At 74.8% G+C, this 10,760-nt stretch carries 10 protein-coding genes; 4 read left to right on the forward strand and 6 right to left on the reverse strand.

Translation table 11 applies throughout. From position 1 onward, the window contains the following. Both ACFUEL_RS25855 and ACFUEL_RS25860 read left to right on the forward strand, forming a co-directional pair. The coding region (locus tag ACFUEL_RS25855; protein ID WP_380239152.1) for a LuxR C-terminal-related transcriptional regulator at positions 1-228 on the forward strand (228 nt) is incomplete at its 5' end. Further along, positions 225-1,382 (forward strand): sensor histidine kinase, encoded by a 1,158-nt coding sequence (locus tag ACFUEL_RS25860; protein WP_380239153.1) that lies wholly within the window; start codon positions 225-227, stop codon positions 1,380-1,382. The genes ACFUEL_RS25855 and ACFUEL_RS25860, both read left to right, overlap by 4 nt. A 28-nt stretch (positions 1,383-1,410) precedes the next feature. Here the strand turns inward: ACFUEL_RS25860 and ACFUEL_RS25865 are convergent, their stop codons facing one another. Next, on the reverse strand, positions 1,411-3,354 hold the full coding sequence (locus tag ACFUEL_RS25865) for a BTAD domain-containing putative transcriptional regulator (protein ID WP_380239154.1): 1,944 nt from the start codon (positions 3,352-3,354) through the stop codon (positions 1,411-1,413). Positions 3,355-3,671: 317 nt separating this feature from the next. After that, positions 3,672-4,073, reverse strand: a complete 402-nt coding sequence (locus ACFUEL_RS25870; RefSeq protein WP_380239155.1) for a winged helix-turn-helix domain-containing protein — start codon at positions 4,071-4,073, stop codon at positions 3,672-3,674. A 380-nt stretch (positions 4,074-4,453) separates the two neighbouring features. Between ACFUEL_RS25870 and ACFUEL_RS25875 the strand changes: the two genes are divergently transcribed. Continuing rightward, complete coding sequence (locus ACFUEL_RS25875) at positions 4,454-4,978, forward strand: flavin reductase family protein (protein ID WP_380239156.1); 525 nt, start codon at positions 4,454-4,456, stop codon at positions 4,976-4,978. 93 nt (positions 4,979-5,071) lie between these two features. Here ACFUEL_RS25875 and ACFUEL_RS25880 read toward each other — a convergent pair whose 3' ends face one another. Next, entirely contained in the window at positions 5,072-5,734 is a 663-nt protein-coding gene (locus tag ACFUEL_RS25880) for a TetR/AcrR family transcriptional regulator (RefSeq protein ID WP_380239157.1), read from the reverse strand. 100 nt (positions 5,735-5,834) lie between these two features. On the opposite strand from ACFUEL_RS25880, the gene ACFUEL_RS25885 reads away from it, so the two are divergent. After that, a complete protein-coding gene (locus ACFUEL_RS25885) occupies positions 5,835-7,325 on the forward strand; it encodes an MFS transporter (protein WP_380239158.1) in 1,491 nt (496 codons plus the stop codon). An 8-nt stretch (positions 7,326-7,333) separates the two neighbouring features. Here the strand turns inward: ACFUEL_RS25885 and ACFUEL_RS25890 are convergent, their stop codons facing one another. The 3 genes from ACFUEL_RS25890 to ACFUEL_RS25900 form a co-directional block, all read right to left on the reverse strand. Beyond that, positions 7,334-8,653, reverse strand: a complete 1,320-nt coding sequence (locus tag ACFUEL_RS25890; protein ID WP_380239159.1) for a hypothetical protein — start codon at positions 8,651-8,653, stop codon at positions 7,334-7,336. Between the two features lie 53 nt (positions 8,654-8,706). Then, positions 8,707-10,197, reverse strand: a complete 1,491-nt coding sequence (locus tag ACFUEL_RS25895) for a hypothetical protein (RefSeq protein ID WP_380239160.1) — start codon at positions 10,195-10,197, stop codon at positions 8,707-8,709. A gap of 139 nt (positions 10,198-10,336) precedes the next feature. Beyond that, a partial coding sequence (locus ACFUEL_RS25900; RefSeq protein ID WP_380239161.1) for a 4'-phosphopantetheinyl transferase superfamily protein occupies positions 10,337-10,760 on the reverse strand: 424 nt, incomplete at its 5' end.

Raw genomic sequence — 10,760 nt, forward strand, 5'->3', positions numbered from 1 at the left:
GCCGCCGACCTCACCGGCCGGCTCACCGGCCGCGAGCTCGACGTGCTGGCGCTGCTCGGCGAGGGCCTGTCCAACGCCGAGATAGCCGACCGGCTGTTCCTCGGCACCGGCACCGTCAAGGACCACATCAGCGCCATCCTGGGCAAGCTCGGCGCCGCCAACCGCGTCCAGGCCGCCGTCATCGCCCACCGCGCCGGGCTGGTCCGCGACCGGCGGGACGGCGAGTGACCCCCGAGGAGCCCGCCGCGCCCCGCCGCCGCGCCCCGGCCTGGCTGCGCTCCCCGCGCACCGCCCTGCTCGCCCCGGTGCTGCTCGCCGCGATGGACTCCGCCCTGGTCGCCAGGGACTCCGCGCCCTGGCAGCTGGCCCTCTCCGCGCTGTCCGCGGTCGTCCTGCTGTGGCGCCGCCGCCACCCGCTGCCGGTGGCCCTGCTCACCCTCCCCGGGGCGTTCTTCAACGAGATCTGGCTCGCCCCCCTCACCGGCGTCTACGCGGTCGCCGCCGCCTGGCCCCGGCCCCGCGTCCCGGTCGCCTGCGCCACCGCCTTCGCGCTGGTCGAGTTCTTCCACTGGCCGTTCGACCCCGGCCTGTTCGAACTCAGCCGGGACAACGCGCTGTACGCCATCCAGTCGGTGATGCTCGGCGCCGGGCCCGCCGCCCTCGGCATGCTCGCCCGCACCCGCCGCGAGCTCGCCGAACGCGTCACCGAACTGACCGCCGGCCGGCAGCGCGAGAGCCGGCTGCTGGCCGAGAAGGTGCTCGCCGCCGAGCGGGCCCGGCTGGCCCGCGAGATGCACGACGTGGTCTCCCACCAGGTCAGCCTGATCTCGATCCAGGCCGGGGCGCTCCAGGTCTCCAGCACCGACCCCGCCGCCCGCGAGGGCGCCCGGACCATCCGCGAGCTGTCCGTCCGCACCCTCGAGGAGCTGCGCCAGATGGTCGGCGTGCTGCGCGCCGCCGGCGTCCGGGGCACCCCGCTCGCCCCGCAGCCCACCCTGGCCGACCTGCCCCGGCTGATCGAGGGCAGCGGCCTGGCCGTCACCAGCCGCCTCGACCCCGGCCGCCGGCCCTGGCCGGAGGCCGTCGAGCGGGCCGCCTACCGCACCGTCCAGGAGGGCCTGACCAACATCAGCAAGCACGCCCCCGGCTCCCCGGTGACCGTCAAGGTCGCCGCCCGCGGCGGCAAGCTGCACGTGGAGGTCCGCAACGGCCCCCCGCCGGCCCGCCCGCCGGGCCCCGGGGAGGACGGCACCCCGCTCCCCGGCGGCGGCCACGGCCTGATCGGCCTGCGCGAGCGCGCCGCCCTGCTCGGCGGCACCTTCACCGCCGCCCCCGCCGCCGACGGCGGCTTCGTGCTGCACGCGGTGCTGCCCTCCGGCTGAGGGCCGAGAACCGGTCGGCGGCCCGCCCTCAGGACGCGCGGACCGACTGGCCGCGGTCGAGCGGCGACCGCGCCGGCAGGTGCGCGTGCGGGACGGCCGGGCCCAGCTCCCGGAGCCGGGACAGCGCCGCCTGGCGGCAGACCGGGCGCTCCTGCTCGGCGTGCTCGGCCGCGTAGGCGCGGACGAGGCGGTGGAAGCCGTACCTGCGGCCCGGCTGCGGCACCAGCAGGTGGCGGTCGGCCAGCAGCCGGAGCAGGCCGTGCGTGGTCCTGCGGTCCGTCTGGGCGAGCGTCCCGGCGATCTGCTCAGTGAACGGCCCGCCGTGCAGGCCCAGGTACCGGAACATCCGGGCCGCCTCCGGCGGCAGCGCCCGGTAGGAGGCGTCGAAGGCGTCGCGCACGCTGGCCCGCGGGTCGTTGTCGACCGTCAGGAGGTCGAGCAGGCCGTGCTCGGCGGTGTACTGCTCGACGACCGTGTCCAGCGGGACGCCGGCGTCGGCCGCCAGCCGGCCGGCGACGATGCGCAGCGCCAGCGGCAGCCCGCCGCACAACGCCACCAGCCGGGCGGTGGCCCCGTGCTCCCCGTCCAGCCGCCCACCGCTCAGGGCGACGAGCAGCCGGGCCGATTCGGGGTCGGCCAGCGGGCCGACGACCATCGTGTGCGCGCCGTCCCGTGCCGCGAGGCCGGCGAGGCTGCGGCGGCTCGTGGCGAGGACGCAGCCGGGGCCCTGCGGGACCAGTGGCCGCAGCTGCTCCGCGCTGTGCACGTCGTCCAGGACCACCAGCATCCTCCGGTCGTGCAGCACCGTCCGGTAGAGCGAGGCGCAGGCGGCGGGGTCGTCCGGGATGCGCGCGTCCTCGATGCCCAGGCTGCCCAGGAGCCGGCGCAGCGCGTCGGCCGCGCTCATCGGCCGGCCGCCCGGGACGGTACCGCCCAGGTCCACGTACAGCTGGCCGTCGGGGAAGCGGTCGAGCATCCGGTGCGCGAGCCGCAGCACGAGTGCCGACTTGCCCACCCCCGCGGGGCCGTCGACCACGACCACCGGGGTGGCGCCGTCCTGCCGTGACATCTCGTCCTCCAAGACGTCCTGCAAGCGGTCCAGTTCTCGACCGCGGCCCTCGAACACCCTGGTGAGAGGCGGGAGTTGGTGCGGCGTGGGCACCGCGGGCAGGAGCGGGTCGGAGGGCTCGCCGCCGTGGGTGAGCAGTCCCGGGTGCTCGCGCAGCATCCGGTGGTGCAGGGTGCGCAGTTCGATGCCCGGCTCGATGGCCAGTTCGCGCTGCAGGAGCCTGCGGGTCTCCTCGTACACCTGCAGGGCGTGCGCCCGGCGGCCGTTGCGGTACAGGGTCAGGATCAGCAGCCAGGACAGCCGCTCGCGCAGGGGCTCCTGGTCGACGGCGGAGCTCAGCTCGGTGACGATCTCGGGATGCCGGCCCGCGTCCAGCATGTCGGCGGCCCACTCCTCGACGGCCGCCAGCCGCATCTCCCGCAGGCGGGCGCGCTCCAGGTCGGCGAACGGGCCGGGGATGATGGAGTACGCCTCGCCGTGCCACAGCGACAGGGCCTCCTGGTACAGCCACAGTGACGTCCCGGTGTCGACGGCTTGGCGGGCCTCGGCGTAGCGCCGGGAGAAGAGCTTGGCGTCGACCTGGTCGGGATCCGCCCGCAGGCAGTACCCGCCGGAGACCGAGGCGAGGATCCCGTCGGCCCGGCGCCGGCCGCGCCCCGGGTCCAGGGCCCTGCGCAGCCCGGCCACGTAGGTGTGCACGCCGTTCACCGCGGTCTGCGGGACGTCACCGCCCCACAGGGCGTCGACGATGGTGTCGACGCCGACGACCTCGTTGGCGCAGCTGGCGAGCACGCTGAACACCGCGCGCTGCTTGGGAGGGCCCAGCGGCACCTCCGCCCCGCCCCGCCAGGCGCGCACCGGTCCGAGCAGCTGTACTCGAAGGGGTGCTCCCTCGATGGCCATGGGCCGTTCATCTCCCGAGGTGGTGCCGGAACGTCGTCAGGAATTCGTCCGCCGTTCCGCGTTCCACGGACGGGCGGTTCGGAAACGGGCCCTCGGACCCCGTCCACCGGCGTCCCGCACCGCACCGGCGAATGCATCGGGGCCGACGGCCGCTCGCGCGTGCGCACCCATGGGTTCCACGGCCTCTCCGGCGGGTTTCGACATGTTCCCGGAACAGTAAAATGTCTGCAATGCGCAGGCATTGGTTCCAGATTATCGACCCGTTCCCGCATGCCGCAATGTGCGTTCCACCCGCACCCCCGTGCATTTTGCACGCCTCAGGCGGGCTCGAGGACGAAACCGCGCCCCCGGACATTGCGCACGGCCAACCCGGCGGCGCACAGGCGCCGGCGCAGCCGCATCACGTGCAGGTCGAGCGCATTGCTGGAGGAGCTGACTCCGGATCTTTCCAGGACGTCCCGGAGTTCGGTCCGGTAGACGGTCTGCCCGTAGCGGCCCACCAGCGGCGCCAGCATCTCGCACTGCGTCACGGAGAGCGTGACGGACGATTCCTTGAAGTAGAGGACCCCCACCGGATCCAGCACCGGCCGCGACCTCAGGAAAGTCCGCGCGGTCAGTTGCCGGACCCGGGCCCGGAGGTCTTCCGGGACGATCGGCGGGCGCACCCAGTCCTCGTGGAGGCCCACGCTCTCCGGCGGCGGCGCACCGTGCTCGACCACCAGGAGGCAGGGGCGTCCGTGCGCCTCGCAGCGCTCGCGCAGATCGCGCTCGGCCGGCCAGCGGACGAACGTGACCCGATCCGCCGCTCCACCCCTCACAGAGACCCCCGTGCAACCTCGTTCGGCCCTGCGGGCACTGAATGAACTCAGGAAGTGTGGGAATTTTAACGGTCCGAAAATGCACCGCACCAGAGTCGCGGCACATTCACTCCCGTGCGTTCTGCACGCCGGGGGCGGATGAATCCGCCGTGCGCAGTCCGCCCCCCGGCGCCGCGGCCGGCCGGGTGCGACGGGGCCTTGCCCCTTTCTTTCCGGTGCCCGGCCGGGCGACCCGGGCTGCACCAGGCTGGGCCTCCCGCCCCGCGAAGGAAGGCAGCCCCGTGTTCGAGTCCGCGACCGCAGCCGCCCCGGCCCTGCCCACGGCGACCCCCGACGAGTTCCGCGCGATGATGAGCGGCTTCCCCACCGGCGTGTGCGTGGTCACCGGCGTCGACGCCATGGGCGCCCCGCGGGGGATGACCGTCTCGTCGCTGTGCAGCGTCGCGCTCGACCCACCGACGCTCCTGGTGTGCCTGCGCGCGGGCAGCCAGACCCTCGGTGCCGCCCTGGACCGCGGCGGCTTCACCGTCAACCTGCTGCACGAAGGGGCCCGGCCCACCGCCGAGTTGTTCGGCTCGGGCGACCCGCGCCGGTTCGCCCTGGTGCGCTGGGAGCAGGACCCCGAGGCGCAGGGGCCCCACCTGGTGCGGGACGCGCACACCGTGGTCGACTGCACCGTGGTCCTGACCCAGCAGATCGGCGACCACGTGACCGTGTTCGGGCGGGCCCGCAGGATCGTGCGGCACCGCGCCCCCGCGCCGCTGCTGTACGGGCTGCGCCGGTTCCGCGGCTGGTCGGCCGCCTGACGCCGCCGCCGGCCCCGGTGCCCGACCGCGGACCGGCGCCCGCCCGGCGGCCCGGCACTCACCGCGGTCCGGTGCCCGCCCGCGGCCCGGCGCTCACCGCGATCCGGCGCCGGGGGCGGACGTCCGCGGTGCGGTGGCGGCGGCCGGCGGGATCCGGCTCGCGACGCCCTCGATGAAGGTGTTGAGCCCGTACGCGAACCGCTCCTCCGGGTCGGTGTTCAGGAGGGATGCGAACGCCTCCGCGTACCGGGGCGACAGCGCGTCCGCGAGCCGGCTCCCGCCGCCCTCCCACTCCCCGTCCGGCGCGTGGGTCTGGTTCTGTTCGTCGATGGTGTGGCCGAGCACGTAGTAGTAGAGGGAGAAGGCCAGCGATCCGGCCTGGGCGGGCGCCAGGCCCGCGCCGCAGAGGACGTCGACGACGAGGCTGCCGGCGGCGATCGAGTTGGCGCCGGTGGCGTGGGTGCCGCTGACCAGGCGCGCTCCGTCCCGGTGCGACAGCATCGCCGCCCGGAACCGCTGGCCCAGGACGTAGAGCTGCTCGCGCCAGGGGGCCTCGGGCAGGGGGGCCCCGACGCCCTCGGTGAGCTTGTTGGCCATCGCCTCCAGCAGGGCCGCCTTGTTCGGGAAGTGCCGGTAGAGGGCCCCTCCCTGCACGTTGAGCGCAGCCCCGAGCTTGCGCATGGTCAGTCCGTCGAGCCCGTCGGAGTCGAGGAATCCGAGGGCGCCTTCGACCACGTCGGCCTTTCGCAGCAGCATGCGTCGCTCCATCGTTGACAGCCCCCCGAGCATACAGCTAGCGTGACCAGCGTTCACAGTAAACAACGTTCACGGTGAACGGTGTTCACCTGGAGGCGCAATGTCTGCATCCCCACCGCCGCCACCCGCTCCCGCGGTCCTGCGGCCGAACCTCCCGCTCGGCGTCGTGGTGGCCATCTCGTGCGTGGCGCTCTTCATGGTGGTGCTCGACACCACGATCGTCACGCTGGCGCTGCCGCAGATGCACGACGCACTGGACATGTCGGTCAGCCAGCAGCAGTGGGTCGTCACCGGCTACCTGGTCACCCTCGGCGGCCTGCTGCTGCTCTCCGCCAGGGCGGGCGACCTGTTCGGCCACAAGCGGGTGTTCCTGTTCGGCCTGGTCGTCTTCACCGCCGCCAGCCTCACGGGCGGCGTGGCGACCGACCCGACCATGCTGATCGTGTCCCGGTTCATCCAGGGCATCGGCGCCGCCGCGCTGACCCCGACCAGCCTGAGCCTCATCACCACGAGTCACACCGACGAGACCCAGCGGCAGCGCGCCCTGGCCGTGTGGAGCATCACCATCGCGTTCGCCGGCACGGCCGGCGTGCTCCTCGGCGGCGTGCTCACCAGCGAGCTGAACTGGCGGTGGGTGCTCTTCATCAACATCCTCCCCGGCATCACGCTGTTCGTCGCGGCATTCCGGTGCCTGCTCCCCGCCCGGGTCGGCACCAAGCCGGTCCGGCTCGACCTCCCCGGCAGCCTCTGCGTGACGCTGGGCATCGGGGTGCTCTCCTACGGGCTGTCGCAGGCGTCGGCCGACGGCTGGGGGTCCTCCAAGGTCCTCATCGCCCTCGGCGCGGCGGCGCTCCTCCTCGCGGGCTTCGTGGTCGTGCAGCTGACCAGCTCCCAGCCGCTCGTCCCCCGGGCACTGCTCCGGCTGCGCAGCCTGCTGCTCGGAAACCTGATCATGCTCATGCTGGGAGTCGTCCTCAACGCCTCCTTCTTCTTCATCTCCCTCTACCTGCAGCAGGCCATCGGCTACAGCGCCCTGCGGGCCGGCATGGCCATGGTCCCGGTGACCCTCATCGTCATCGTCGGCGGCTTCGTCTCCCGCAAGCTCGTCCTCGTCCTCGGCCCCCGGAACCTGATCGTCCTGGGCGGGCTCGTGGTCGCGGCCGGCATGGCCTGGCTGGCCGCGGTGCCCGCCCGTCCCCCGGTCTTCACGGCCCACATCCTCGGCCCGACCCTGATCATCGGCATCGGCCTGGGCTTCCTGCTGCTGTCGATCACGCTCACCGGCACCTCCGGCGTCGATCCCGAGGACGCCGGCGCGGCCTCCGGGCTGCTCAACACCTCCCGCCAGGTCGGCGGAGCCGTCGGCATCGCCGTGCTGACCACCATCGCCGCCACCGCGACCACCGACGCGGCCGGCGACTCCAGCCCCGTCGAGGCGCTCGTCCACGGGTACAGCGTCGCCTTCCTGATCTGCGCGGGCATCATGGTGGTCGCCTCGCTGGCCGCCCTGGCCCTGCCGAACATCAAGGCGCCCGGTGCGCAGGCCGGGGCGAAGGCCGGCGGAGAGCAGCCGGCGAACGCCGCGTCATGAGCCGGACCTCACGCGCCGACGGCCTTCCCGCCCTGCCGGGCGGGGAGGCCGGGCACCGCGCCGCCGGCACCCGGGCGGGGGCCGGTCACGACCTCCCGGTGGGTGACGGCGAGCGGCCCCAGCCCCGCCAGGGCGTCGAGCACCTGGGGCAGCAGCGCCCCGGGCGCCGACCGGGCGGGGACCACGCCGACCGCGTTCACCCCGGTCAGCGCGTCGGCCGTGAGATCACCCGCGGCCGCCAGGCGGCGGACGGCCCGGCCGCCCGCGGCGGCCTCCGCCGCCAGATGGGCGGCGTCCGGATCGTCGGCGGCCCCCAGGACCAGCACGAGGTCGACGGCCCCGGCCACCGAGCGGACGGCCGCCGCCCTGTCGGTGGCGGCGTAGCAGAGCGCGTCGTAGTGCTGGCCGCGCACCCGGGGGTAGCGCTCGCGCAGAGCAGTGATCATCCCGGCCGCCTCGTCGACGGAGATCCCGGTCTGCACCACGAGGGAGAGCCGCTCCGGATCAACCCCGAACCGCTGGAGGTCGGACGCCTGGTCGGCGTTCCGCATCGTCAGCACCGACTCCGGGGCCTGCGACACCGATACACACTCCCCCGCGGTGTCGCGGGCCCCGGTCATCAGCACCACCGTGTCGCCGCGGCGGGCGTACGCCTCGACGTCGCGGTGGGCCAGCGCGGCCAGCGGGCAGGTCGTGTCCACCACCCGGAGCCCGCGGGCGGCGGCCTCCGCCCGCACCGGCAGGGGCACGCCGTGCGGCGGGAACACCACCGCCCCGTCGTCCGGCACGGCGTCCAGATCGTCCACGAACGCGACACCGGCGTCGGTGAGCAGCCCGATCCGGTCCACCGCGGCGACCGGCCGGCCGTACATGTGCACCCGGCCGTCCCGCCGCGCCCCGCGGGCCGCCCGGAGGGCGGCCTCGACACCCGCCCGGGCGCCCGCGCAGTCGGGTTCGGGCGCCGCCACCAGCAGGCGGCGCGAGCGCAGCAGCCCGGCCCACCGCCCGACGAGCTCCGCACAGGCGTCCACGGCCGCGCGGTCGTCCGCGTGCGCGGCCGCGCCCAGGCCGACGGCCCGGCCGTCCGCCTCCAGGTAGGAGGCCATCACGAGCACCGCGTCACCGGTGCCGGGGGCTCCTGCCGTCCCGTGCACCGGACCGAGCCGGACCCGCCGCCCGCCGGGGTCGGGTTCGCCACGGCCCAGCGCCGCGGCGAGCAGCGGAGCCGCCGGCGAGCCGACCGCTCCCCGCTCGGGGTGCGTCGCCCCGGTGGCCACCACGATCTCCCCCGGCCGGACCCCGCCGACGGGGAAACGCTCCACACGCATCGTTCGATTCACGGTCATTCACCTCGGATGGCTGGATCGGACGTCATCGGTACTTACGAGGCCACCGTCTCCGGAGTCCAGGCGGTGGCGGTGCGGACCAGCAACTGCCTGACGGCGCGGTGGGTGCGCTGCGGACGGAGCCGGGACCGCAGGGCGTTCATCGCGGCGGTGGCGCGCCCGCACGTCAGGAACGCCGAGTCGTCGAGGAAGGCGTGCCAGACGGTGACGGCCCGGTCGAGGTCCCCCTGGTCCAGGTGCAGCCCGGCGAGCCGCGCCTGGTCGAGGGCGCGCGAGCGGCGCTCCCGCTGCGGACGGTGGCGGACGGCCTCGGTGAGCGCGGCGATCGCCCCCGTGCGGTCACCGAGCAGCGCCCGCACGGCCGCCTCCTGGTTCGCCAGCGACGCGGGGTGGTACCGGCCCGTCGCGCCGCCGTCGTCCACCGCCGCCCGGGAGCACGCCCGGTCCAGGAGCCGTTCCGCGGCCGCGATCGCGGTCAGCGCGTGACGCCGGTCCCCCGCGGCGGCGGCGGCCACCGCGACCTGCCCCAGGAAGAACGCCTGCCGGGCCGGCCCGGCGGCAGCCCTGCTGATCGCCGCCGCCGACTCGGCGAGGTCGACGGCCTGCTGACGGTGGCCCAGGCTCTGCGCCTGGACCGACAGCCCCCGCAGGGTGACGGCGTAGCTGGCCGGGTCGTTGTTCTCGCCGGCCAGCCTCAGGGCGGCCCGGTAGTACTGCTGGCCCAGCCCGTGGCACCCCTCGTCGAAGCACATGAACGCGGCCAGGTAGGTGAGTTGCGTGGCGGCCGCGAAGAACCTGCGCCTGAGCGCCGGGGTCCCGGCGGCGTGGAGCCTGGGAGCGATGTCGAAGGCCAGGTAGCAGGAGAGCTCCGAGCGGGCGTGGCCGCCGCCGAAGGAGTCGTCGAGGTCGGAGAAGAGCCGCACCATCTGCTCGGCCGTGGCCACCTGCCCCGGCTCCAGCCGCTGCGCGCACGACGGGTCCGGCCAGGGCGGCAGCCCGGACGAACCGGCCACGGCCTGCGCCCACCCGGGCACCTCGAGGGCGGCGACGCGGTAGGCGGTGGTGGACAGCGCCCAGCGCCGGCTCTCGCCGGACTGCGCCAGGCCGGTCAGCACCGAACCGACGTCCCGGGACGGCACGCCGGCGTCCGGCGCCCGGCCGGCGGCGGCCCGGGAGCGGGCCTTCGGCTCCCACCCCTCCCGGACGGACGGCCCGGCGGACGGACCGGCGGACGGACCGGTGCCCGGCCCGGTGGCCGAGCCGGCGCCCGGACGGGCGAGCCCCAGGTCGGCGAGGCCGACCGGACGGCGCAGCCTGCGCGAGATCGCCTCGGCGATCAGCTCGGGCACCGGCGGACGGGGGCGCCGGCCGGCCAGCCAGTGCGTCACCGATCGCCGGTCCAGTCTCATCACCACACCGGACTCGGCGGCCACCGCGTTGACCTGCCGGGCGAAGAAGTCCTCGGTCCAGCCCGCCTCGGCGAGCAGTCCCCGTAACAGCCTGTTCGGCACCTTAGGCTTCGTCATGACGCGTACCAGCCCCCCGTGATCGCCGCTCGTTCTCCGAGCCCTCCGCCGGCCGTTCTGTCGGACATTCGGGAGGCTATCAATCCGACCGATCAGGAAATAGTGATATCTGCATGCCTGGCCGTGCATTGTGGAGAATTCATCCGGGCGAAACGGCCACGGCGAGCGACAGGTCCTCGACGGAGCTGGTCCACACGGTCACCGGAACCCCGCGGTAGGACGCGGTCAAAGCACCGCCGGCCGGGCGCAGTTCGATCCGCCAGAACAGCAGATCGCCCGGGGGCCCGGCGCCGGACAGTGCCTTGAAAGCCGCTTCCTTGGCCGCGAACAAATCACGCGGCGCGTATTTCCCGGCCGGCGGCAGCAATTCCAGCCTCTCCCGCTCGCGCAGGACGAACGCGGCCACCCGAGGACCGATGGCCGCGCTCTCGATGTCCACGCCCACCCCCGCCGCACCGGGGAGCACCACCGCGACCGCCAGGCGGTCGGTGTGCGAGACGGACCCGGCGAATCCGCGCGGGAAGCACGGTCGGCCGCCGGGACCGCGGGGGACGACCCGGTCG

Source organism: Kitasatospora sp. NPDC057198 (genome assembly GCF_042670125.1).
Lineage (GTDB): Bacteria > Actinomycetota > Actinomycetes > Streptomycetales > Streptomycetaceae > Kitasatospora.

What these genes read in the sequence shown, in the direction of transcription:
- ACFUEL_RS25885 (WP_380239158.1), top strand. Translation starts at nt 5,835, where the DNA reads ATGTCTGCATCCCCACCGCCGCCACCCGCTCCCGCGGTCCTGCGGCCG.
- ACFUEL_RS25865 (WP_380239154.1), bottom strand. Translation starts at nt 3,354, where the DNA reads ATGGCCATCGAGGGAGCACCCCTTCGAGTACAGCTGCTCGGACCGGTG.
- ACFUEL_RS25890 (WP_380239159.1), bottom strand. Translation starts at nt 8,653, where the DNA reads ATGCGTGTGGAGCGTTTCCCCGTCGGCGGGGTCCGGCCGGGGGAGATC.
- ACFUEL_RS25880 (WP_380239157.1), bottom strand. Translation starts at nt 5,734, where the DNA reads ATGCTGCTGCGAAAGGCCGACGTGGTCGAAGGCGCCCTCGGATTCCTC.
- ACFUEL_RS25895 (WP_380239160.1), bottom strand. Translation starts at nt 10,197, where the DNA reads ATGACGAAGCCTAAGGTGCCGAACAGGCTGTTACGGGGACTGCTCGCC.